The organism is Actinophytocola xanthii (assembly GCF_001921205.1).
In the GTDB taxonomy this organism is placed as follows: domain Bacteria; phylum Actinomycetota; class Actinomycetes; order Mycobacteriales; family Pseudonocardiaceae; genus Actinophytocola; species Actinophytocola xanthii.
In genome coordinates this window covers 30,285-53,905 of record NZ_MSIE01000037.1, presented here as the reverse complement: position 1 = coordinate 53,905, position 23,621 = coordinate 30,285, and the positions used below count along the sequence as shown (strand labels likewise).

The window sequence follows — 23,621 nt, the reverse complement described above, 5'->3', positions numbered from 1 at the left end:
AACGCCTGAGCGGGCCATTCGGTTGGACCGGACGCAGTAAGGGCGGCCGGCGCGGAACAGACGGCTCCCGGGAGGCTCGGGTCGGGTCAGTCGGGAGAGGTGACGGGCAGGCCGGCGGTCCGTCCCGCGATCTCGGCCGTGTCGCCGCCGGTCCTCGACCCGGCCGTCCGCGGCGCGAGTGGGCTCTGCGCGGACAGTACGCCCTGGCCGCCCCGAGCGCCGCTCGACGTGTCGTGGGTGGTGGAGGCCGTGGGGCAACCACCGGGCGCGGCCGGCGCCTTGGTCGGCAGCGGCGGCGGTGCCGGGGACTCCTGAGCGAGCTCGGCGACGTCGGCGCTCGCCACTACCGCACGCGGACCGTCCCGAAGGGACGGAAAGCTCTCGGGTGCGTGCGACGACGCCACGTGCTCCCAGGAGAAGCCGCGCGTGGTCGCGCGGGTCGGCTGCTCGGCGGGTGCGACCGACGGCTCGGCCGGCGCCGCCGGGGACGTGGGGACGGCCAGGCTCGGCGAGGGCTGCGGTGTCGCCTCGGGCTGCGGTTCCGGCAGGGGTAGCGGCTGGTCCTCGGGCACGGCCGGGGGCGGCCACGCCCAGGGGGACTCGGACTCGGCCGAGGAACCGTCGTCGAGCACGCCCAGGACGGACTCCAGGCCGCCGAGCAGGCCGCCGAGCGGCCGGTCCTGCTGTTCCGGCTTGGCCGGGGCCGGCGACGGCTCGGCCACCAGGGGGAACGGCAGGTCGGCCAGAGTCTCCAGCGCCGGTGAGGGTGTGCCGGGCGTCGGGTGCCATGGTGCGGGGTCGGCCGCGGGGTCCATCGGCAGGTCGGCCTCGGCCCGGGTGTCGGTCTCCGGCGCCGAGCTGGGGTACGGGCCGGGGTGCCGGGGCTCGTTCTCGGGCAGGCCCTCGGCCGCGGCGGTGGCGGTGGCGAAGAGCGCGCCAAGCACCCAGCCGGCGAGCGCGAGCGACGCGACCACCAGCCAGCCGCGGGCCAGCCGGCGAAGGCGGACGCCGGCGGGCGCACGCACGCCGTCCACAGCGACCACCACCGTCCCTTAGTTACGCCACGTACTTCGTCGGTGCCCGTCCCGACTGTGGACACTATCCAGCACCGCACCGACACTGTGCACCCTAGCTCGACCGAATCCACCCGGAAAGACGGCAAAGGCGCACCGTATCGGCCGCATGGCCTGGGTTGATCACGTCCGGTGAGAGCGGTCGACGGGGGTAGTCCTACTCATTTCCCGGCCCTCGCGGCACCGCTACCAGCCGCGTCCCGTCCCACCCCGCCGAGTGCGGAGGGGGACGACGTGAGCACCGAACGCGACCTGCTGGGCGGCCGGTACGGGGACCGGGGCACCCCGTGGGGTGAGCTCGTGCGCCGGCACTCGCCGGTCGTCTGGGTGGTCGCCAGGTCCCACCTGCTCGACCGCGCGGACGCGGCCGACGTGGTGCAGAGCACGTGGACCGCGCTCGCCGCGCACCTCCCCCGGCTGGCGAGCCCCGAGCGGCTGCGCGCCTGGCTGGTGACGACCGCGCGGCGGGAGAGCCTGCGCATCCGGCACCGCCGCACCCAGGAGACCCCGGGCGCGGCGCGGGTCGACGCCGAACTCCCGCCCCCGATGCTGTACACCGCCCATGACCAGGCACTGCGGGAGGCGTTCGGCCGGCTGCCGGACCGCTGCCGGGAGCTGCTGGCCCTGCGCGCCAACGCGCCGGAGCTGACCCACACCCAGCTGGCGACGGCGTTGGGGATGCGGGCCGCCAGCGTGGCCCGCATCCGCTGCCGCTGCCTCGACCGGCTCCGCCGCCACCTCGCCGAGCAGGACCTCGGGGGCTGTTAGCGGCGGCCGAGCCCGTTCCACTCGAAGCCGGCGCGGCGCACGACGTCGGGGTCGAGCAGGTTCCTGGTGTCGACCACGACGGGCCGCGCCACCACGGCGGCGAGCTTGGCCCAGTCCAGCGTGCGGAACTCCGGCCACTCGGTCAGCACGACCACCGCCTGCACGCCCTCGGCGGCGACGTAGGGGTCGTCGACCACGGTGATGCCCTCGTCGATGCGCGTGTCCCCGGAGCGGACCGCCGGGTCGTAGGCGACCAGCTGCGCGCCGGCCTGGCGCAGCAGCGCGGCGACGGCCAGGGCCGGCGAGTCGCGCAGGTCGTCCGTGCCGGCCTTGAAGGTCAGGCCGAGCAGGCCGAGGCGGACCTTGGACAGTGAGCCGCCGCGCTTGCCGGTGACGGCGAGGCGCACCTTCTCGACCATGCGCTGGCGCTGCCGGTTGTTGGTGTCGATCGTGGCCCGGATGAGCCGGAACTCGTAGTCGGCGGCGTCGGCGAGCTGGAGCATCGCCGAGGTGTCCTTGGGCAGGCACGACCCGCCCCAGCCGGGACCGGGCTGCAGGAACGCCTGGCCGATGCGCTTGTCGTAGCCCACGCCCTCGGTGACGTCGGAGATGTCGGCGCCGAGCCGGTCGCACAGTTCGGCGATCGCGTTGACGTAGGACAGCTTCATCGCCAGGAAGCAGTTGGCGGCGTACTTGACCAGCTCGGCGCTCGCCGCGTCGGTGAGCACGGTGGGAGCACCGAGGCGGGCGTAGAGGGCGGCCACCCGCTCGGCGGCGTCCTGCTGGTCGCAGCCGACGACGATCCGGTCGGGGTTGAGGAAGTCGTGCACCGCGGAGCCCTCGCGGAGGAACTCCGGGTTCGACACGACGGCGACGTCCTCGCGGTCGAGCAGCTCCGCGGTGCGCTGGGCGCTGCCGACCGGGACCGTCGACTTGTTGACCACGACGCAGCCCGGCGGCAGGAGCGCGCCGACCTCCTCGAGCACCGACTCGACGATCGACAGGTCGGCCACCCCGCCAACGCCCATCGGCGTCGGCACGCAGAGGAACACGACCTCGGCCCCGTCGACCGCGGCGGAGGCGCCGAGCACGAACGAGAGGCGGCCGGCGGCGATGCCCTCGGCGACCAACTCGGCGAGCCCGGGCTCGAGGATGTCCACCTCGCCCGCGGACAGCCGCTTCACCTTGTCGGCATCCACGTCGGCACACACCACGTGGTGCCCGAGCGAGGCCAGGCAGGCGCCGGTGGTGAGGCCCACGTACCCCGTGCCAATCACGCCGATCCGTCGTACGAACACGGTCACTCCCCTTCGTGCGAGCGATCCCACCGGACGGCCTGGTGCACGCCCGTGACCCCGACGAAACCTACATGGGCACCCCGGTATGCCCACGTCGCGCCCCGAGTCATGTGACGCATAGTGATCAACATTCAGCCTATTCACTCCCAATTACCCAGGACCGGGGGATTTTTTCACCACACGCGGTAACAACCACCCTTCCGGGATCGACCTACTGGGCGAGTCAGGTGCGGAGTGGCCCCTCATATCTCGCTGAGTCCGGCTCGGGGGCCGGAGCACAAGCCGACGGAGGACGCGCGTGGTTGTGTCACGCCTGTTTTGTGCTGCCCGCGAAAAGGCGGGAGAAGTGACATGAGGATCAGTGTCTTCGGACTGGGCTACGTCGGCTGCGTGTCAGCCGCGTGTCTGGCGGCCCGGGGCAACGAGGTCGTCGGGGTGGACGTCAACCCGACGAAGGTCGAGCTCATCACCGGCGGGAACGCGCCCGTGGTCGAGGAGCGGATCGGCGAGCTGACCGCGGAGGTGGTGGCCTCCGGGGCCCTGCGCGCGACGACCGACGTCGCCGAGGCGGTCGCCGCGACCGACGTCTCCCTGGTCTGCGTCGGAACCCCCTCGGCGGCCAACGGGAGCCTGTCCACGGCGTACCTCGAACGCGTCGCCGAGGAGATCGGCGAGGCACTGGCGGACAAGCCGGACGGCCAGCGCCACACCGTGGTGTTCCGCAGCACGATGCTGCCGGGTACCTGCCTGAACCTGCTGGTCCCGATCCTGGAGAAGGCCTCGGGCCGGACCGCGGGCGTCGACTTCGGCGTCGCCGTGAACCCGGAGTTCCTGCGTGAGGGCACGAGCGTGCGGGACTTCTTCGAGCCGCCGAAGACGGTGATCGGCGAGCTGGACCCCGCGAGCGGGGACGTGGTGGCCGAGCTGTACTCCGGCCTGCCCGGCGAGGTGTTCCGGGTCGCGATCCCGGTCGCCGAGATCACGAAGTACGCGGACAACTCGTTCCACGCGCTCAAGGTGGGCTTCGCCAACGAGCTCGGCTCCATCTGCGCCGCGCTGGGGCTGGACTCGCACGCGGTCATGGACGTCTTCCTGGCCGACCGCAAGCTCAACATCAGCCCGGCCTACCTGCGGCCCGGCTTCGCCTTCGGCGGCTCCTGCCTGCCCAAGGACGTGCGCGGACTGGTGCACGCGGCCCACCGCGCGGACGTCGCCGTGCCGATCCTGTCCCACGTCCTGCCCTCCAACGAGGAGCACCTGCGACGCGCCTTCGAGCTGGTCGCGCGGACCGGACGGCGCCGGGTCGGCCTGTTCGGCCTGTCGTTCAAGCCGGGCACCGACGACCTCCGGGAGAGCCCGCTGGTCGAGCTGGCCGAGCGGCTGCTCGGCAAGGGCTACGACCTGCGCATCCACGACGCCAACGTCAGCCTGTCCCGGCTGCTCGGCGCCAACCGGGAGTTCATCGAGGCGCGGCTGCCGCACCTCGGCCAGCTCCTCGCCGCCGACGTCGACGAGGTCCTCGACCACGCCGAGGTGATCCTCGTCGGCACCAAGGACCCCGCCGTGCTGGCGAAGCTCCCGCACGGCGGCAGCCAGACCATCGTCGATCTCGTCCGCCTCCCCGACGCGCAGGCGCGCCGGGCCGAACCGGGGTATGTGGGCCTTGCCTGGTAGAGCACTGATCCTTGTCGAGAACCTCTCGGTCCCCTTCGACCGCCGCGTCTGGCAGGAGTCCACGACCCTGCGCGACGCCGGGTGGGAGGTGCACGTCATCTGTCCGCAGGGGACCAAGCGGGACACCGAGCCCTACGTCGAGCTGGACGGGGTGCGCATCCACCGCTACCCGCTGGCCGCGGCGACCGGCGGGCCAGCCGGCTACCTCAAGGAGTACGGCTCGGCGCTGTGGCACACCTACCGGCTTGCCCGGCGCATCGAGCGCACGGTCGGCCCGGTCGACGTCGTACACGCCTGCAACCCGCCCGACCTGCTGTTCCTGGTCGCCCGCAGCCTGCGGCGGCGCGGCGCGAAGTTCGTCTTCGACCAGCACGACCTGGTGCCGGAGCTCTACCTGTCCCGGTTCGGCCGGGGCGAGGACCTGCTCTACCGCGCCGTCTGCCGGCTGGAGCGGGCGAGCTACCGCGCCGCGGACGTGGTGATCGCGACCAACGAGAGCTACCGCCAGGTGGCGTTGCGCCGGGGCGGCGTCGCGCCGGAGAAGGTGTTCGTCGTGCGCAGCGCGCCCGCGGTCGAGCGGTTCCGCCGCGTCGAGCCGGAGCCCGAGCTCAAGCGCGGCAAGCCGAACCTGCTCTGCTACCTCGGGGTGATGGGTCCGCAGGACGGGGTCGACTACGCGCTCCAGGCACTCGCCGCACTGCGCGACGAGCAGGGCCGCACCGACTGGCACGCGGTGTTCGTCGGCGCCGGCGACACCTTCGAGGAGATGCAGGCGCTGGCCGAGCGGCTGCGCCTGGCCGACCAGGTGGAGTTCACCGGGCGGATCCCGGACGCGGACCTGGTGCGCTATCTGTCCACAGCGGACATCTGCCTCTCGCCGGACCCGCGCAACCCGCTCAACGACGTGTCCACCATGAACAAGGTCATGGAGTACATGGCGATGGGCAAGCCGATCGTGTCATTCGAACTGCGTGAGGCGCGGGTGTCGGCCGGCGACGCGGCGGTGTACGCCCGGGCGAACGACGTCTCCGAGTTCGCCAAGCTGACCGCCGAGCTGCTCGACGACCCCGCCCAGCGCGCCCGCATGGGTGAGATCGGCCGGGCCCGCGTGGAGGGCCCACTGTCCTGGGCGCACTCGAGTGAGGCGTTACTCACTGCGTATAACGCAACCGAGTGACAACCGAATGAATTCCCCTCCCCACATTCGGTCCCGTTTTGACTAAGAGTCACGGCATTGATGTAACCAAAGCGGTGACACGGGCGACGGGACGAGTGAAAGCCCTGCTAGCCGGTGTTTGTGCGTGCTGGCGAGCACAGCGAGGGGAGTACACAGGGTGACTGAGGACACGGTTCGCCTGTCGGTGGTCGGTCAGGTCCTGAAGCGACGGTGGCGACTACTGATTGTGTTCGCCGTGCTCGGCGCGGTCGCCGGGGCGGGTGCCTCGCTGGTGTTCTCCCCCGGCTACGAGACCTCCGCCAACGTCCTGCTGCAGGGTCCGCGCGACGCCGACGAGCTGCTGACCGAGGCACAGGTCGCGCAGAGTTCGGTCGTACTGGACCGGACGGCCGCCGGCCTGCGCTGGGGCGTCCCGGGGAAGGACCTCGCCGACGACGTGAGCGCGCAGGTGGCCGAGGGCAACATCATCGAGGTCACCGGCCGGGCCGACAGCCCCGAGCGGGCCCAACAGCTCGCCGACCGGGTGGCCCAGGAGTACGTGACCTACTCCACCCAGCTGCTCAGCGACACCGCCGACTCGGCCGCGCAGGTCTCCCAGGAACAGCAGCAGAACCTGCGCCAGCAGATCCTGGACACCAACCAGCGCATCTCCGACCTGCACGCCTCGGCGGGCGAGGGCAACACCATCGACAGCGTGGGCGTGCGCACCGAGCTCGAGTCGCTGCGCACGGCGCTGTCCCAGGCGATGACCAAGCTCGACGAGCTCGACGCGGCGTCCACCCAGGCCAAGATGGTCGTGATGGGACCGGCCGAGCGCCCGGCGGGTCCGGCCGCGCCGACCATGACCCACTTCGCGGGCGGCGGCGCCGCCGCGTTCCTGCTGATCGGACTGTTCGGCCACCTGCTGGCCGCCCGCTCGGACCGGCGCCTGCGGGGAGAGGCGCAGATCGTCTCCGCGCTCGGCGCGGACGTCCTGGGCGGCGTCGACGTCGCCGACGAGCCTGGCGACACGGCCGGGACCGGCAGGCGCGGGCTGCTGCGCCGGTTCTTCCTCGGCGAACGCGACTGGCACCTCCCGGCGCTCCCGCCTCCCGCGGACGAGGAGGGTCTGGAGATCCGCTACCGCCGGGTGGTCTCACGGCTGCGGGAGAGCACGCCGAGCGGCCCGTCCGGCCTGTTGCCGCGGGTGCTCGTGGTGGTCCCCGACGACGACCCCGCCGCCCGCCGGGCGGCGCAACGCCTCGCCCGCACCGCCGCGGCCGGGCCGGCCCGCGCGACGCTGCGGGTGGCCGAGGTCTCCGCGGCGCGGCCGATCGTCCCCGACGCCAACGTCGCCGGCGCGCTCGTGGTGGTCACCGCGGGCACCCGGACCGGCTGGGAGCTGGTCGGCATCCACGAGGCGTGCACCGACGCCGGCCACGACGTCCTCGGCGTCGTGGTCACCCACCGGACCAGGCCGCTCGGCCAGGCCGGACCGACCGAGGCGCCGGAGGTTCCGGTGGACAGCGTGATGGCAGGTTCAGCATGAGCACCAAGACCCGGCAGTCGAAGACCCAGCGGGCAGCCACGCGGTCGACCGCGCTCAGCACCGAGGCGGAGGCCCCCGAGACCGCGTCCGGACCGCAACCGCTGATCGACCTCACCCGCCTGTGGGTCGGGGTCCGGCGCCGGCGCCGGATGTGGGTCGCGCTCGCGCTGCTCGGCATGATCGCCGGCGGCCTGTTCTCGACGCTGTTGCCGAGCCCGGCCGAGGCGGTCACCCGCATCCTCGTGCTGCACGAGGAGGACCAGCCCTCCGACGGCGGCAGCCTGATCCGCACCGACGCGACACTGGTGATGACCACCCGGGTCGCCGCGGCGGCACTGGACGCGCTCGGCTCCGACCAGCGACCCGAGCAGTTCATCACCCAGTACACGGCGGTCGGGCTCACCAACAACGTGCTCGAGCTGACCGTCAAGGGCCCGACCCCCGCCGAGGCCGTCCGGCGCGCCGACGCGCTCGCCCAGGCGTTCATCGCCGACCACGTCGGTCGCATCCAGACCTCGGCGGACGCGCAGGCCAAGGCGCTGCTCGCGCAGCGGGACAAGATCAACACTGAGCTGAAGGACGTCAACGGCCAGATCGCCAGGGCCGAGGGGGAGGCGCGGGCGGCGCAGGAGCAGGCCGAGCTGAACGGCGAGACGACCGACAGCGGCCAGCAGGTGCAGCCGAACGCCGCCAACCTGGACTCGCTCTACGCCCGGCGCGCGGAGCTCACCTCCCGCATCTCCGACCTGTCCCAGCAGGCCCAGGAGGCCGGGATCGGCGCGCCGCGCGTCGCCGCCGGTACCCAGGTCGTGGACAAGGGCCGGGCGATCCGCCGATCGGTGCTCGCCTCGACCGGAGCCGCGGCCGGGATCGGGCTCGTGCTCGGGCTGGTCTCGGGTGTCACGCTGGCCGCGGTCATGGGCGTGGTCCGGGACCGCCCCGTGCTGCGCAGGGACATCGCCGCCCACCTCGCCGCCTCGGTGGTCGCCCAGCTGCCGGCGCCCCGGCGCGGGCCGGCCCGACTCTGGCGGCGCTCACGCGCGGCGCAGGAGCGCGACCGGGTGGCCGCGACGCTCGTCCGGCTCGTCCGGGACGGCTCCGGCCCCGTGTCGGTGCTCGAGCTCGGCGCCCCGCGGGTGGCCGCGGCGCTCGCCCTGGACGTCGCCACCCGGCTCGACGACCGTCCGGTGGCCCTCGTCGAGGACCCAGCCGGCCGCCTTACGCGCGACGACCTCTCCGGTCGGGACCTCGCGGAGCTGACCGGACGCGAGAAGCACCCGGTCCGGGTCGTCGGCGCCGAGGACACCGGCCCGGCCCGGCCCGGCGAGGTCCGGATCGGCGTCGGCTCGGTCACCCCGGGCACGGCCTGGACCGACCTGCCCCACCTCGGCCAGGAGACGCTGCTGGTGGTGCGGGCCGGGTTCGCGAACGCGGCCTGGCTGCACACCGTGGCCCGCCAGCTCGCCGACGCCTCGATCCCCGTCGTCGGGGTCGTGCTGGTGGACCCGGACCCGAAGGACTCCACCGACGGCACGCTCTGGGACGGCCTGCACACGGCCCTGCGTGGCAGGGCCGCGCGGGCCGAGACGGTGCCGCGGCTCGAGCCGGGCACGGTCAACGGGTCGGCTCGGACGACGTCTGTGAACGGAAGCACCAACGGGGCCACGAACGGGAGTGCCGACGGTCCCGAGCTGCCGACCCACCGGTTCTCCCCGGTCGGGCAGGACCGGGCCCCCGAGCAGTCCGTGCACGACGTGCCCACCAGGCGGTTCCCGCCGGTCCGCGCGGAGGACGTCGAAGGACTGAACCAACGCAGGACCAAGGGCTGAGAGGGCGACCACATGTGCGGCATCGCAGGCACCTACCTCTGGCCGGACGGCGGCCCGCTGACCGACCGGCTGACCAAGACCCTCGCCCACCGCGGCCCCGACGGCCACGGCCGGTACAGCCACCGTGCGGGCACCGGCGAGGTCCACTTCGGACATCGGCGGCTGTCGATCATCGACCTGTCGGAGACCGGCGCCCAGCCGATGGTCTCCCACGGGCTCGCCATCACCTACAACGGCGAGCTCTACAACGCCCCGGAGCTGCGGCGCGAGCTGGAGTCCGCCGGCGTGCGCTTCCGCGGCACCAGCGACACCGAGGTCCTGCTCGAGGCGTGGCGCCGCTGGGGCACCGACTGCCTGCCGCGGCTGCGCGGGATGTTCGCCTTCGGCGTGTTCGACGAGCGGACCGGTGAGCTGACCCTGGTCCGCGACCAGCTCGGCATCAAGCCGCTGTTCCTGGTGCGACGCCGCCAGGGCCTCGCGTTCTCCTCCGAGCTCAAGGCACTCGCCACCGAACTCGGCGACGGTCTGCACGTCGACAACGCCGCCATGGTCGCCTCGCTGCTCTACTACTGGGTCCCCGATGGCCGGTGCGCCTTCCGTGAGGCCGAGAAGCTGCCGCCGGGCAGCTGGCTGCGCATCCGCCCGGACGGGACCAGCGAGCGCGGGGTGTACTGGTCCATCGCCGAGGTCGCCGAGGCCGCCGCGCACGAGCCGGCCCCGGACCTGGCCCAGGTGATCGCCGACTCCACCCGGGCCCATCTGCTCGCCGACGTGCCGGTGGCCACGTTCCTCTCCGGCGGGCTCGACTCGAGCTACCTGACCGCGCTCGCCGCCCGCTTCCAGCCGGGAATCTCGGCGTACACGATCGGCTTCCGGGCCGAGGACGCGCGGTTCGAGGCCATGCCGGACGACCTGCGCTACGCCAGGCAGGTGGCGCGTCGGTTCGGCGTCGAGCTGAACGAGATCGAGATCGCGCCGCAGGTGCTCGACCTCCTGCCGAAGATGACCTACCACCTGGACGAGCCGATCGGTGACCCTGCGGCCATCAACACCTACCTGATCTGCGCCGCCGCCCGGGAAGCCGGGGTGAAGGTGATGCTCTCGGGGATGGGTGCCGACGAGCTGTTCGGCGGCTACCGCAAGCATCTGGCCAACCTGCTCGCCCTGCGCTACCAACAGGTTCCCGGGCTCGTCCGCCGCCCGATCGGCGCGGTCGTCGACCGGCTGCCGGTGGCGTCGTCCCGGCGCGGGTACCGCTCGGTCCGGTTCGCCAAGCGCTTCCTGTCCTTCGCCGAGCTGCCGGAGGAGACCGCGTTCCGGCGCAGCTACACGATGTACGACCGGGGCGAGCTGCTGGACCTGGTCAACCCGGACCTGGCGTCCACGGTGGACGACGTGTTGGCCGAGCACGCCGAGATCTACAACGACAACACGCTCACCGACCACGTGAACCGGATGTGCCTGGCCGATGCCCGGATGTTCCTGCCGGGGCTGAACCTCGCCTACACCGACCGCTCCAGCATGGCCGCCTCCACCGAGGTGCGCGTGCCGTTCGTGGACGTCGACGTGGTCAGGGCGGCGTTCGCCTTGTCCGGCAAGGAGAAGATCGCCGGCCGGCAGAGCAAGGCCGCGCTCAAGCGCGCCGCGCTGTCGATCCTGCCGAGCGAGATCGTGCACCGCCCCAAGGGCCTGTTCAGCGCCCCGCTGCGGGCCTGGATGAGCCGGGACCTGGCCCCCCTGGTGCGCGAGGTGGTCAACGACGGGCTGCTGGTCCGCGACGGCCTGCTGCGCAGGGACGCGCTGCGCCGGCTGGTCGCCGAGGACGCCGCCGGGCAGCAGGACCGGTCCAAGCACCTGTGGCACGTGCTGACGCTCGAGTACTGGTACCGCGGCGCGACCGCCGGGACCACCGTTTCCGCCTGAGACGAGGGAAGAGTCTTGAAGCAGGTTGTGCAGAACTACAAGAGCGGGGAGCTCGCCCTGCTGGACGTGCCGACGCCGGCGGTCAAGCCGGGCGGGGTGCTGGTCCGCACGGTGTTCTCGCTGATCTCCACCGGCACCGAGCTGATGAAGGTCTCCGAGGCGAGCAAGTCGTTGGTGGGCAAGGCGAAGGCGCGGCCGGACCAGGTCGCCAAGGTCGTGCAGAGCGTGGCCACCAACGGCCTCGCGGCCACCTATCGCAAGGTGAGCAGCAAGCTCGACTCCTACACCCCGCTCGGCTACTCGCTCTGTGGGGTCGTGGAGGAGGTCGGCGCCGGCATCGACGACGTCGCGGTGGGCGACCTGGTGGCCTGCGCCGGCAACGAGCACGCGCTGCACGCCGAGCTGAACTGGGTGCCGAAGAACCTCTACGTGAAGGTGCCGGCCGGCGTCGACCCCCGGCACGCGGCGTTCGGCACGGTCGGCGCGATCGCCATGCAGGGCGTCCGGCGCGGCGAGCCCCAGCTGGGCGACCTGGCGCTGGTGATCGGGCTCGGCCTGATCGGCCAGCTGGTCGTGCAGCTGCTGGTCGCCTCGGGCGTGCGGGTCGTCGGGGTGGACCCCGACCCGTCGCGCTGCGAGCTGGCCGAGCGGCTCGGCGCGCTGGTGGCCGGGCACCCCGACGCCGGTGTCGTGGACACCGCCGTGGACGAGCTCAGCGGCGGGCACGGGGTTGACCAGGTGTACCTGGCCGCCGGTGGCAGCTCCAACGGTCCAGTCGAGCTGGCCGCGAAGCTTGCCAGGGACCGTGGCACTGTCGTCGACATTGGCAAGTGCTCCCTGGACCTGCCCTGGAACGCCTACTACGAGAAGGAGCTGGACGTCCGGTTCTCCCGCTCCTACGGCCCGGGCCGCTACGACCCGAGCTACGAGCTGGAGGGTCGCGACTACCCGATCGGGTACGTGCGCTGGACCGAGCGGCGCAACATCGAGTGCTTCCTGGACCTGGCAGCACGAGGCCGGATCGACGTCGAGCCCCTGGTCTCACACGTCGCCGAGTTCGCCGAGGCCGCGGAGACCTACCGGGCGCTGGAGGCCGGCGAGCTCAAGGCCGTCGCCGTCCTGTTCAGCTACGACGCGGCCGGCCCGGCCGCCGCCGAGACCGTTACCGAGATCGCTACGGCCGAGTCGGCGGTGCTCCGGGTTCCCGTCTCCGCCACCGGCCAGAGCGGGCCGCGGCGGGGCTGGCAGCGGCGCAGCGGGGAGCTCCGGCTCGGTTTCATCGGCGCCGGCAACTACGCCTCCTCGATGCTGCTGCCGCACCTCGCCGAGCGCGAGGACGTGCGGCTGAGCCACGTCGTCACGACCTCGGCGCTCTCGGCGGCCAACGCCAGGCGCAAGTTCGGCTTCGCCGAGGCCTCCACCGAGCTCGACGACGTGCTGGCGAACGACGACGTCGACGCCGTGTTCGTGGTCACCCGGCACAGCTCGCACGCCGAGCTGACCGCCCGGGCCCTGCGTGCCGGCAAGGCCGTGTTCGTCGAGAAGCCGCTGGCGCTGTCGGAGGCGGAGCTTGCCACCGTGCTCGACGCGATCACCGAGTCCGGCAACGACCGGCTCCAGGTTGGCTTCAACCGGCGCTTCGCGCCGCTGCTGCGGCAGGCCCGCGCCCAGTTCGGCCCCAGGGTGGGCCCGGCGACCGTGCGCTACCTGGTCAATGCCGGCCGGTTGGACGGCGGTTCCTGGTACAACCGGTCCGACCGCGAGGGCACCCGGTTCGCCGGTGAGGGCGGGCACTTCATCGACACGGTCAGCTGGCTGCTGGGCGCGGACCCCACGTCGGTGTACGCGTGCGCCACCCCTGGCAACGCCGACCTGCAGGCTGTGCTGCGCTACCCCGACGGCTCGACCGCCACGATCACCTACGCCACCTCCGGCTCGACCGGGTTCGCCAAGGAGACCCTGGACCTGGTCGCCGACCAGAAGGTGCTCCGGCTGGACGACTTCGTGCGTGCCTCGGTGTACGCGCGCAAGCGGTGGGCGACCCCGCTGCTGCCGCGCGGTCGGGACAAGGGGCAGCGCGCCGAGCTCGACGCGTTCCTCGGTGCGGTCGCCACCGGGGCCCCGATGCCCGTTCCGGTCGACTCGCTGGTCTCGACGACCCTGGCCACGCTCGCCGTGGAGCGCAGCCTCGGCGCGGGCGTTCCGGTCCGGCTCGAGCGGCCCGCACCGGCGGCCACCGAGACGACCACAGAGACGTCCACCGAGACGTCCACTGAGGCATCCCCGGTGGCGCCGTGATGTCCCCCGGCTGGTACCTGCGCCGCCTGTCCCGGATGGGCCCGGCGGAGGTCGCCGGCCGGCTGGGCGACGTGGTGCGCCGACGGCGCTGGCGCCGGGAGCTGGACGCGCCGGTGCGCGAGACCTGGCTCGCCCACCGGACGCCCGCGCCGGTGCTGGAGCCCGGCGTGCTGGCCGCGGTGCCGGCCGACGCCGTCGCCCGGCTCACGGCAACGGCCGACGAGCTGGTGGCCGGCCGGGCGGAGTACTTCGGCGTGCCGCGCGAGGACCTGGTGGCACCGGACTGGTCCCGTGACCCGAAGACCGGGCGGTCGGCACCGGCCGACCGGTACGCCTTCGACATCCCCTACCGCAGCGAGGACGCGGTCGGCGACATCAAGCAGATCTGGGAGCCCTCCCGCCACCAGCACCTCACCGTGCTGGCCGCTGCGTACGCGCTGACCGGTGAGGACCGCTACGCCACGCGGGTCGCCGAGCACCTGCGGTCGTGGTGGGCGGCCAACCCGCCGATGCGCGGGGTGCACTGGGTGAGCGGGATCGAGCTGGGCATCCGGCTGCTGTCCTGGGTGTGGGTACGCAGGCTGCTGGACGGCTGGCCCGGCGTCACCGCCCTGTTCGACGACAACCCGGTCGCGCTGCACCAGATCCGCCAGCACCAGCGCTGGCTCGCGGCGTTCCCCAGCCGGGGCTCGTCGGCCAACAACCACGTGATCGCCGAGGCCGCCGGGCAGCTGGCCGCCGCCACGGCGTTCGACTGGTTCCCCGAGTCGCCGACCTGGCGCTCCGCCGCGCTGCGGCTGCTGGACGCGCAGTTGCAGCGAAACACGTTCGGCTCCGGGCTCAACCGCGAGCTCGCGACCGAGTACCACGGCCTGGTGCTCGAGCTTGGTCTTGCCGCGGCGCTGGAGGCGCACGCGGCCGGCGTCGAGGTGCCGGAGACGACCTGGCTGGTGCTGGTCCGGATGTGCGACGCGCTGGCAGCGGTCGTCGACACCCGCCTCGCCCCACCGAGGCAGGGCGACGCCGACGACGGCCACGGCCTGGTGCTCGACGGGGCCGGCACGCACCGCTGGGGCTCGCTGCTCGCCACCGGCACCGCGCTGTTCGGCCGGCGCGAGTGGTGGCCGGAGGTGGCCGCTACCGATGTCCGCACGCCGCTGCTGACTGCCCTGGGCAAGGGTGTGCCGGTGCCGGCGGCGGTCCGGCCGGCCGTCCGCCCGACGCACCTCGGCGACGCCGGGCTGACCGTGCTCCGCGCCCGGTCCGGTGCCCGGGAGATCTGGTGCCGCTGCGACGGGGGTCCACACGGGTTCCTGTCGATCGCGGCACACGCCCATGCCGACGCGCTGTCGCTCGAGGTCCGCCACGGCGGGGTGGAGATCCTCGCCGACCCGGGTACCTACTGCTACCACGGTCAGCCGCGGTGGCGGGCCTACTTCCGCTCCACCCTCGGGCACAACACCCTGGAGCTGGCCGGGCGCGACCAGTCCGACAGCGGCGGGCCGTTCCTGTGGACGCGGCACGCGCGGAGCCGGGTGCTGGCCGTCGACGTCCCGCCGGAGGGCGGCACGGCCCGCTGGAGCGCGGAGCACGACGGCTATGCCAAGGGCCCCACACCGGCGACCCACCGCCGCACGGTCGAGCTGGGAGCGGAGTCCGGCGAGCTGCGGGTGTTCGACGAGGTGTACGGCCGGGGCCCGTACCGGGCGCGGCTCGCCTTCCACCTCGGCCCGGCGGTGACGGCGGTCCTCGAGGGCAGCTCGGCCCGCCTGACCTGGACCGACGAGCACGGTGGCCACGGTGCCGTGCTCGAGCTGCCGCCCGACCTGTCCTGGTCGGCCCACCGCGGCGAGACCGACCCCCCGCTCGGCTGGTACTCGCCGGGCTTCGGCCGCCTCGAACCGGCGACAACCCTCGTCGGCACCGGCTCGATCGGCGGCGACGCCGTGCTCACCACCCTGCTGTGCTTCGACCGCTAGCCGGAGGTTCTGCTGTGGACACTCGACTGTGGACCCGTGCACGCGTTACCGCGTCCCTGGGTGCACTGTCGCTGCTGGCCTTCTCCTGTACGACCTCCGTCGACCAGTCAGGCGGCGTCAACGAGGAGAACCCGGCCGGTGACGTGACGGCGGTCTGTGGGCACACGGTGCCCGGCCCCGCCGCCGCGCCGGCCGGGGCCGTCACCGTCGACGCGGACGTGGACGGCGACCTCGCCGACAGGACCGAGCAGAGCCCGGCCGGCACCACGTTCTGGCTCGAGCCCGGCACCCACACCCTGGGCACCGGCGAGTTCGGCTCGGTGAGTCCCAAGGACGGCAACGTCTACCTCGGTGCCCCCGGCGCGGTGCTCGACGGGCAGGAACGCAACAAGTACGCGTTCGTGGCGCAGGCCGCCGACGTCACGATCCGCGGCCTCACCGTCCGCGGCTTCGTCGCCCCGGCGGACGAGGGCGTGGTCAACCACGACTCGGGTGACGGCTGGGTCATCGAGAACAACACGATCGAGGACAACGGCGGCGCCGGGATGATGGCCGGAGCCCGGCAACAGGTCCGCGGGAACTGCCTGCGCGACAACGGGCAGTACGGCATCAACGCCTACAAGAACGGTCCGATCGGGGACCTGGTCGTGGAGGGCAACGAGATCGTCGGCAACAACACCGACGACTGGGAGTCCAAGATCGAGGGCTGCGGCTGCACCGGCGGGGTGAAGTTCTGGGCGGTCGACGGCGCCGACATCCGCGGGAACTGGGTGCACGACAACCGCGGTACCGGCCTGTGGGCCGACACCAACAACAACGACTTCCTGATCGAGAAGAACCTGATCGAGGACAACGACGGGCCGGCGATCTTCTACGAGATCAGCTACAACGCGACGATCCGCGGGAACACCATCCGGCGCAACAACATCGTCGAGGGCCGGGAGTTCGCCAACCGGGGTGACAGCTTCCCGGCGGCGAGCATCTACATCTCCGAGTCCGGCGGCGAGGGCCGGGTCCCGGCGCGGACGGACAAGCTCGACATCTACGGAAACGCGCTGATCGACAACTGGGCCGGGATCACCCTGTGGGAGAACGCGGACCGGTACTGCAACAGCCCGGCCAACACCTCCGGCGGCTGCACCCGGCTGGTGCCGGACATGGCCAGCTGCGCCGCGCCGAACATCAGCAAGGACCCGCTCTACGACGACTGCCGCTGGAAGACCCAGAACGTCGACATCCACGACAACCTGTTCTCCGTCGAGCCGCGCTCGATCGGCTGTGACTCGCTGTGCGCACGGATGGCGCTCATCTCCAACTACGGCACCTTCCCGGACTGGTCGCCCTACCGGGCGGACTCGGTCCAGCAGGCCATCACGTTCGAACAGAACAACACCTGGCGAAACAACCACTACATCGGTCCCTGGACCTACCTCGCCGTGGACACCGGCAAGGTCATCCAGCCGCCGCAGTGGCAGTCCCCGCCGTACTCGCAGGACCGGCGCAGCACCTACGTCCAGTCAGGCGGCTGAGGAGAGAAGTGGCATGAACGAGACAGAGGTCCAGGCGTTCTGGAACGCGCATCCCTGCGGCGACCACATCGTGGGCGGCCTGCACGGGGAGTTCGCCGACGACTACGAGCGCTTCTTCGCCGCCTACGACGCATGGCGCTACGACCAGGAGGGCCACATCCTCGCCTGCCTGGACCGGTTCGACTGGCGGGGCAAGAGGGTCCTGGAGATCGGCCTGGGCCAGGGCGCTGAGTCCGAGCAGCTGATCCGCCGCGGCGCCCGGTGGTCCGGCCTCGACCTGACAGCCGAGTCGGTCGAGCGCGTCCGCGCCCGGCTGCGCACGCGCGAGCTGCCCCACGACGCGCTGAAGCAGGGCTCGGCCCTGTCGATCCCCTACCCGGACAACAGCTTCGACTACGTGTTCAGCCACGGCGTCCTGCACCACATCCCGGACATCCACACCGCGCAGGCCGAGATCCGGCGCGTGCTGCGGCCCGGCGGCACGCTGGTCGCCATGCTCTACGCGCGGGACTCGCTGAACTTCCAGGTGAGCATCCGGCTGGTGCGCAGGGCCGTGCTGGCGGCCGCCTACCCCCTGCGCCGTACGCGGATGGCCGGGCGGTCGGACATGCTGCGCGCCCACCTGGCCAACGCCGAGCGCATCGGGCTGCGCCGGTACCTCGAGCTGGAGACCTTCACCCACCGCAACACCGACGGGCCGTTCAACCCGTTCGCCAGGGTGTACTCCCCGCGCGAGGTGACCCGCGACTTCCCCGACTTCGAGCTCGAGGAGTGGTTCCGCCGCTACATGCACGCGCCGCCGCTGCCCGTGCACCGACTGCCGTTCGGCGAGCGGCTGGGCTGGCACCTGTGGGTGCGGTTGCGGGCCAAGCCATGAGCCTGCTCTCACCGCGCGACGCGGTGGCCGACCAGAACTTCCTCGGCGACCCGGCGCCCCGCCTGCTGGGTGCCGTCTGGACACTGCTGGTGATCAACACCCTGGGCTCCCAGGGCGCGGACACGATCATCCCGATCCCGAAGCCGGTCGCCCAGATCGTCACGATGGGCGCCGTGGTCGGCGCGTTCCTGCTGGCACTGCTGATCAACCCGCGGATCCAGCTCCGGCCGAGCGCGTACCTGCTGATCCTCACGCTGCTGCTGGTGGCCTCGATCGCGTCGAGCGTGCGGATGGAGTCCGGCTACGGCGCACTGCTGCGCTGCTTCCGGTTCACCGTCTTCGTGGCCACGCTCTGGCTGGTCACCCGCTGGTGGCACGACTGGCTGGCACTGGTCCGTCACCACGTCCGGGCGATCGCGGCCGTGCTCGCCACCGTCCTACTGGGACTGGTGATCTCCCCGGGCACCGCCCGGCCGGAGTCCTACGGCGGACGCGTGGTGGGAGCGATCTGGCCGCTGACCCCGCCCCAGGTCGGCCTGTACTCCGCCACGGTCACCGGTCTGGTCGTGCTGCTGTGGCTGGGCAACCGCACGACGCGTACGAGCATGCTGCTGCTCGCCGTTCCCGCGGTCGGTCTGCTGCTCCTCAGCCACACCCGTACCGCACTGATCGGGCTGGTGGCCGGGCTCGCCGTCGCCCTGCTCTCCCTGGCGTCCACATCGGAACGGGCGCGGAAGGTGTTCACCCGGGCGGCGCTGGCCGCCGGTCTGGCCGTGCTGGTGGTCGGGCCGGCCCTGCAGACCTGGTTCCGGCGCGGGCAGGACGACCTGTCCTCGCTGACGGGCCGGGAGAAGGTCTGGGACGCGCTCCTGGCGGCTCCACGCACGGTCAGCGAGCAGTTCCTCGGCGTCGGCCTGACCAACAAGTCCTTCGACGGCCTGCCGATCGACTCCAGCTGGCTGGCCGTCTACCAGGAGCAGGGCTATATGGGACTCGCACTCGTGGTGGCGTTCCTGGCAACGCTGCTCGCCGTGGCGGCCCTGCGGCCACCGTCGCTGGCACGCGCTTGCGCGCTGTTCCTGATCTTCTACACCATCATCGCGTCCTACACCGAGGCCGGCCTCGGCGACGCCTCGCCCTACCTGCTGAACCTGTTCCTCGCCGCGGCGCTGCTCGCCACCGGCGCCCGCTCGACACCCCGCCCCGAGGTGCGCACATGACCGATCTCTCCGTACTCGTGGTGCACAACCGGTACCGGTCGGCGCAGCCCAGCGGCGAGGACAACGTGGTCGACCAGGAGACCGCACTGCTCCGCGAGGCAGGTCACCGGGTCGAGCTGTTCGAGCGGCGCAGCGACGACATCGCGACGATGTCGTTGCTGGACAAGGTGGGCGTGCCGCTGCGGGTGCCGTACAACCGGGCGGCGCGCGAGGCCATGCTGGCCCGCATCCACGCCGTCCGTCCGGACGTCGTGCACGTGCACAACACCTTCCCGCTCATGTCGCCGGCCGTGCTGGACGCGTGCACGACGGCCGGCATTCCGGTGGTGGCGACGCTGCACAACTACACCCAGGTCTGTCCGACCGGGACGCTCTACCGCGACGGCGGCGTCTGCACGGACTGCGTCGGCCGTTCCCCGCTCCCGGCCGTGCGCCACGGCTGCTACCGGGGCTCGTCCGCCGCGACGGTCCCGGTCGCGCTGAGCTTGCTGGCGAACCGCAGGCGCTGGTGGTCGTCGGTCTCCCGGTTCTTCTGCATCTCCGCCGCCCAGCGGGACACGTTGGTCGCCGCTGGCATGCCCGCGGAGCTGTTGGCGGTGAAGTACAACTTCGTGCCCGACGCCGGCGCCCGGCGCATCGGCGACGGCTCCTACCTGCTGTACCTCGGCCGGCTGGCCGAGGAGAAGGGGCTGCGCCTGCTGATGGCGGCCTGGGACGAGGCCAGGCCGGGCGTGCCGCTGGTCATCGCCGGTGCCGGCCCGCTCCAGGACGAGGTCGCCGCGTGGGCCGCCGAGCGCTCCGACGTCCGGTTCGTCGGGCTGGTGGACCGGGCCGCGGGACGGGCCCTGGTGGCCGACGCCGTGGCCGTGGTGGCTCCCTCCGTCTGGATGGAGACCTTCGGCCTGGTGGTCGTGGAGGCCGCGGCGGCCGGCGTGCCCTCGGTGGTGGCCGGGCACGGGGCCCTGGCGGAGCTGGTCGCCGACGGCGTGACCGGCCTGACCCACCGACCCGGTGACCCCGCGTCGCTCGCCGAGGCGCTGCGCCGGGTGGGCCCGCTCTCACCGATTCTCGGTGCCGCCGCCCGCTCGCGGTACGAGGCCGAGTTCACCCCGCGGGTCGGGCTGCGCGAGCTGGTCGCCGGCTACCGATCCGTGCTGTCCGACGAGGAGGTTCGCCGTGGCGCGCAGGCTGTGCGGTGAGGACGCGTACCCGGCGACCCTGCTCGCGGTCGCCGCGACCGGTCTGCCCAGCGAGCGGGTGTTCCCCCGCCTGCCGCTCGCCGAGGAGGACTGGACCGCCCTGCTGGGCGCGGCCCGCAAGCACCGTCTCCTCGGACACCTCCGGGCCGCGGTGGCCTCGGGCGAGCTCCCCGCCACCGACGCACAGGCCGCGCAGGTCCGCGCGGTGCACCGGGCCCTGCTGCTGCGGGTGCTCTCGCTGGAGCGGGAGCTGGTCGGGGTGGTGGACCGGCTCGCCGAGGCAGGCCTCGAGACCAGGGTGCTGAAGGGCAGCGCGTACGCGCACCTGGACTACCCGGACCCGGCGCTGCGCTCGTTCATCGACCTGGACCTGCTGTTCCGTCCGACCGACTTCGACGCCGCGGTGGCCACACTGGTCGGCGCCGGCTTCGTCCGCACCCTGGCCGAGCCGCGCCCCGGCTTCGACCGCCGCTTCGACAAGGGCACGACGCTGCGGGCCGAGGGCTTCGAGCTGGACCTGCACCGGACGTTCGTCCTCGGCCCGTGGGGCGTGCTGGTCGACCTCGACGCGCTCTGGGCCACGTCGGAGACCTTCGAGGTGGGCGGCCGGACGCTGACCACCCTGTCGGCCCCCAACCGCTTCCTGCACGCCTGCTACCACGCCGCCCTCGGCGACTGGCCGCTTCGTCTCGGCTCGCTGCGCGACGTCGCCCAGCTGGTTCCGGCCGACGAGCACGCGGTGATCGCCACGGCCACCGCCTGGGGGGTGCAGGCCGTCGTCGCGGCCGCGGTGGCCGACTCGACCCGGCTGCTCGGCCTGCCGGTGGACGGCCCGCTGCGCACCTGGGCCCGTGACTTCGTGCCGACCAGGCGCGAGGAGTCGTGGCTCGCCCTGCACACCCACGCGGGCAAGACCTTCGCCGCCCAGGCCATCGCCACGCTGCCGGTCCTGCCCGGGGTGCGGGACAAGGCCGCCTACCTGCGCGCGCTGGTGTTCCCGGACGACCGCTACACGGACGGCCGGCACAGCTCGGCCCTGTCCCGCTTCGGTTTCGGGGTCCGCGAGGCCCTGCGCGGGCGCCGCGGCTGACCGGCGCAGGCGAACCTCGGCCGCGTTCGTTCGTGGTGGCGTCGCCGCCTCAGCGGTAGGCGGCCGACTGGAGGCGGTACAGCTCCGCGTACTGGCCGGCCGCGGCCATCAGCTCGTCGTGGGTGCCGCACTCCACGACCCGGCCGTCGGCCATGACGTAGATCCGGTCGGCCATCCTCGTGCTGGAGAACCGGTGCGAGATCAGCAGCGCCGCCCGTCCGCCGAGGGTCGCGCGGACGTTGGTGAACAGCTCGTGCTCCGCACGCGGGTCCAGTGCCGCCGCCGGCTCGTCGAGCACGATCAGCGGGGTGTCCCGGTAGAGCGCTCGGGCCAGCGCCACCCGCTGCCACTGACCGCCGGAGATGTCCACGCCCTCGTCCAGGTCACGGCCGAGCACGGTGTCCATGCCGTCGGGCAGCCGGCCGACCGCACGCAGCAGCCCCGCCGCGCGGGCCGCCTCCTCGGCCAGCTCGGCCGAGCCGCCGTCGTCGCTGATCGTGATGTTGTCCCGCAGCGACATCTGGTACCGCACGAAGTCCTGGAAGATCACGGTGACCGAGGCGCGGACGTCGGGCGCGGGCAGGGCGACACCGTCCCAGTGCCGGGTACCGGTGTCCGGTTCGTACAGCCCGGCGACGATCTTGGCGAGCGTCGTCTTGCCGGAGCCGTTCTCGCCGACCAGCGCGACCACCTCTCCGGCACGGATCTCGATGTCAACGCCGTCGACGGCGTAGCGCGCCTGACCCGGGTAGCCGAAGCGGACCCCGCGCAGCGCGACACCGGCGGCCAGCGGCCGCTTGCGCCCGCGCGGGGCGGCCGGCGGCCCGGAGGTGACGAAGCGTTCCAGGTCGGCGAGGAACGGCGCCGACTCCAGCAGGCCGCCGATCGAGGAGAACAGCGTGCCGAGCTGGCCGGACAGCATGCGCACGGCGATGGCGGCCGCGCCGGCCTCGGCCAGGCCGATCCGTCCGGACTGGACCAGCTGCACGATCGCGAGCAGCGCCGCGGTGAGCGCCGCCGCGACGCCCAGCGTGGTGAGCGCCGCGACGAGCTGGCGGCGGCGCACCTGCGCCCGCAGTGCGGCGTTCACCTCGACGTTCATCCGCTCGTGCCGCTCACGCAGCCGCGGGGTGGCATCGAAGGCGCGCACCTCGGCGGCATAGGGCCGCCGGGTCAGCAGCTGGCGCAGGTAGTCCCGCCGGCGGAACAGCGCGGTCAACCGGTGGGCGAAGGCGAACTCGGTACGGCTGGCCCAGCGGGACAGCAGCACGGCCGGCACGCCCGCGGCGAGCAGCAACGGCAGCAGCAACGGCTCCACCGTGAGCAGCACCGCCGACATCGCGCCGACACCCAGCAGGCTCCCGGTGAGCCCGAGCAGCGCGGTCGTCACGGCGAAGGGCCGGGTGAGCGCGTTCTGCTGAACCCTTTCGAGAGCCGTGGCGAAACCGGTCGACTCGTAGGTGACCAGGTCGGCCCGCGCGGTCGTGTCCAGTAACCGGTCCCACACCCGCTGCGACACCCGCTCGCCCAGGATCCGGTGCTGCTGAGTCTGGAGTGGACTCACTGCTCCGGACAGCGCCGTCGTCAGGGCCAGTAGCAACAGCGAGGGCGTGAGACCGAGCGCGGCCCGCTCGGGGGTCAGCAGGGCGTCGAAGGTGAGTTTCCCGGTGACGACGACCCCGAGTGCCGCGACCGCGCCGACGAGCTGATATGCCGACGCCACAAGGGTTCCCGAACGGTCGGCCTGCCGTACCTCCCGTGCGGCGGCCAGCACGAGACGCGGTGTGGCTAGCGAGGCTTTCGCCAAACGTCCCAGTCGCACAAGAAATCCTCGATCTCGGTCAGAAGGTTTCTGTACCTGACGTCCGATTACGCAGCGTTTTCGTTACCGTCCAGCCTGTTCCGATATCAAACGTTATCCCTTGCGCAGTAATGATTGCCGACCCCGGGCGACGTAACAACCAGTATTCCCGATGCGCTCGAGGAGGTGAAAAATGCGGAAGCCATACGAGGCACCGGAGCTCACCGCGCTGGGATCGCTCACGGACGTGACCCAGGCCAACCTGTTCGGTGAGTCCTCCGACAACCTGACCTGGATCATCCCGATCCTCGGCGACAACTACTCGTGATCGTGAGGAGGCCGCGGCGTCGTATCCTGG

Annotated in this window: 17 protein-coding genes; 14 read left to right on the top strand and 3 right to left on the bottom strand. The window is 72.5% G+C overall.

Annotated elements, in window-relative coordinates; translation table 11 throughout:
* Positions 1–86: 86 nt before the first annotated feature.
* Entirely contained in the window at positions 87–1,043 is a 957-nt protein-coding gene (locus BU204_RS41975) for a hypothetical protein (RefSeq protein ID WP_143229611.1), read from the bottom strand.
* A 264-nt stretch (positions 1,044–1,307) separates the two neighbouring features.
* Between BU204_RS41975 and BU204_RS20185 the strand changes: the two genes are divergently transcribed.
* Positions 1,308–1,841 (top strand): RNA polymerase sigma factor, encoded by a 534-nt coding sequence (locus BU204_RS20185; RefSeq protein WP_075127262.1) that lies wholly within the window; start codon positions 1,308–1,310, stop codon positions 1,839–1,841.
* Here BU204_RS20185 and BU204_RS20180 read toward each other — a convergent pair.
* Positions 1,838–3,139: a UDP-glucose dehydrogenase family protein gene (locus BU204_RS20180; protein ID WP_075127337.1), complete on the bottom strand. Its 1,302-nt coding sequence runs from the start codon at positions 3,137–3,139 to the stop codon at positions 1,838–1,840. The two genes, BU204_RS20185 and BU204_RS20180, sit on opposite strands and share 4 nt — an antisense overlap.
* 351 nt (positions 3,140–3,490) lie before the next feature.
* On the opposite strand from BU204_RS20180, the gene BU204_RS20175 reads away from it, so the two are divergent.
* The 12 genes from BU204_RS20175 to BU204_RS20120 all read left to right on the top strand — a co-directional run bounded on the left by BU204_RS20175 (position 3,491) and on the right by BU204_RS20120 (position 21,462).
* Positions 3,491–4,813: a nucleotide sugar dehydrogenase gene (locus BU204_RS20175; RefSeq protein ID WP_075127261.1), complete on the top strand. Its 1,323-nt coding sequence runs from the start codon at positions 3,491–3,493 to the stop codon at positions 4,811–4,813.
* The gene (locus BU204_RS20170) at positions 4,794–5,990 is read left to right on the top strand and encodes a glycosyltransferase family 4 protein (RefSeq protein ID WP_075127260.1); all 1,197 of its coding nucleotides are present in this window, start codon (positions 4,794–4,796) and stop codon (positions 5,988–5,990) included. Before BU204_RS20175 ends, BU204_RS20170 begins: the two co-directional genes overlap by 20 nt.
* 157 nt (positions 5,991–6,147) lie before the next feature.
* The gene (locus BU204_RS20165; protein WP_075127259.1) at positions 6,148–7,518 is read left to right on the top strand and encodes a YveK family protein; all 1,371 of its coding nucleotides are present in this window, start codon (positions 6,148–6,150) and stop codon (positions 7,516–7,518) included.
* The gene (locus BU204_RS20160) at positions 7,515–9,347 is read left to right on the top strand and encodes a Wzz/FepE/Etk N-terminal domain-containing protein (RefSeq protein ID WP_083661460.1); all 1,833 of its coding nucleotides are present in this window, start codon (positions 7,515–7,517) and stop codon (positions 9,345–9,347) included. The genes BU204_RS20165 and BU204_RS20160 overlap by 4 nt, the downstream gene beginning before the upstream one ends.
* 12 nt (positions 9,348–9,359) lie before the next feature.
* The gene (gene asnB / locus BU204_RS20155) at positions 9,360–11,270 is read left to right on the top strand and encodes an asparagine synthase (glutamine-hydrolyzing) (RefSeq protein WP_075127258.1); all 1,911 of its coding nucleotides are present in this window, start codon (positions 9,360–9,362) and stop codon (positions 11,268–11,270) included.
* Positions 11,271–11,285: 15 nt separating this feature from the next.
* The gene (locus tag BU204_RS20150; protein WP_083661459.1) at positions 11,286–13,568 is read left to right on the top strand and encodes a bi-domain-containing oxidoreductase; all 2,283 of its coding nucleotides are present in this window, start codon (positions 11,286–11,288) and stop codon (positions 13,566–13,568) included.
* Positions 13,568–15,547, top strand: coding sequence for an alginate lyase family protein (locus BU204_RS20145; protein WP_075127257.1), 1,980 nt, complete (start codon positions 13,568–13,570; stop codon positions 15,545–15,547). The genes BU204_RS20150 and BU204_RS20145 overlap by 1 nt, the downstream gene beginning before the upstream one ends.
* A gap of 14 nt (positions 15,548–15,561) precedes the next feature.
* The gene (locus BU204_RS20140) at positions 15,562–17,076 is read left to right on the top strand and encodes a right-handed parallel beta-helix repeat-containing protein (protein WP_075127256.1); all 1,515 of its coding nucleotides are present in this window, start codon (positions 15,562–15,564) and stop codon (positions 17,074–17,076) included.
* 13 nt (positions 17,077–17,089) lie between these two features.
* Entirely contained in the window at positions 17,090–17,953 is an 864-nt protein-coding gene (locus BU204_RS20135) for a class I SAM-dependent methyltransferase (protein ID WP_075127255.1), read from the top strand.
* Entirely contained in the window at positions 17,950–19,173 is a 1,224-nt protein-coding gene (locus tag BU204_RS20130) for an O-antigen ligase family protein (protein ID WP_143229610.1), read from the top strand. The genes BU204_RS20135 and BU204_RS20130 overlap by 4 nt, the downstream gene beginning before the upstream one ends.
* Positions 19,170–20,372: a glycosyltransferase gene (locus tag BU204_RS20125; RefSeq protein ID WP_075127254.1), complete on the top strand. Its 1,203-nt coding sequence runs from the start codon at positions 19,170–19,172 to the stop codon at positions 20,370–20,372. Before BU204_RS20130 ends, BU204_RS20125 begins: the two co-directional genes overlap by 4 nt.
* The gene (locus tag BU204_RS20120) at positions 20,350–21,462 is read left to right on the top strand and encodes a nucleotidyltransferase family protein (protein WP_075127253.1); all 1,113 of its coding nucleotides are present in this window, start codon (positions 20,350–20,352) and stop codon (positions 21,460–21,462) included. The genes BU204_RS20125 and BU204_RS20120 overlap by 23 nt, the downstream gene beginning before the upstream one ends.
* Before the next feature lie 49 nt (positions 21,463–21,511).
* Here the strand turns inward: BU204_RS20120 and BU204_RS20115 are convergent, their stop codons facing one another.
* Positions 21,512–23,236: an ATP-binding cassette domain-containing protein gene (locus tag BU204_RS20115; protein ID WP_233160427.1), complete on the bottom strand. Its 1,725-nt coding sequence runs from the start codon at positions 23,234–23,236 to the stop codon at positions 21,512–21,514.
* 220 nt (positions 23,237–23,456) lie between these two features.
* Between BU204_RS20115 and BU204_RS39235 the strand changes: the two genes are divergently transcribed.
* Complete coding sequence (locus tag BU204_RS39235) at positions 23,457–23,591, top strand: lasso RiPP family leader peptide-containing protein (RefSeq protein ID WP_143229609.1); 135 nt, start codon at positions 23,457–23,459, stop codon at positions 23,589–23,591.
* Positions 23,592–23,621: the final 30 nt, after the last annotated feature.

Coding starts and splice junctions, on each gene's coding strand:
- BU204_RS20175 (WP_075127261.1), top strand. CDS start 3,491: ATGAGGATCAGTGTCTTCGGACTGGGCTACGTCGGCTGCGTGTCAGCC.
- BU204_RS20170 (WP_075127260.1), top strand. CDS start 4,794: ATGTGGGCCTTGCCTGGTAGAGCACTGATCCTTGTCGAGAACCTCTCG.
- BU204_RS20160 (WP_083661460.1), top strand. CDS start 7,515: ATGAGCACCAAGACCCGGCAGTCGAAGACCCAGCGGGCAGCCACGCGG.
- asnB (WP_075127258.1), top strand. CDS start 9,360: ATGTGCGGCATCGCAGGCACCTACCTCTGGCCGGACGGCGGCCCGCTG.
- BU204_RS20145 (WP_075127257.1), top strand. CDS start 13,568: ATGTCCCCCGGCTGGTACCTGCGCCGCCTGTCCCGGATGGGCCCGGCG.
- BU204_RS20135 (WP_075127255.1), top strand. CDS start 17,090: ATGAACGAGACAGAGGTCCAGGCGTTCTGGAACGCGCATCCCTGCGGC.
- BU204_RS20130 (WP_143229610.1), top strand. CDS start 17,950: ATGAGCCTGCTCTCACCGCGCGACGCGGTGGCCGACCAGAACTTCCTC.
- BU204_RS20125 (WP_075127254.1), top strand. CDS start 19,170: ATGACCGATCTCTCCGTACTCGTGGTGCACAACCGGTACCGGTCGGCG.
- BU204_RS39235 (WP_143229609.1), top strand. CDS start 23,457: ATGCGGAAGCCATACGAGGCACCGGAGCTCACCGCGCTGGGATCGCTC.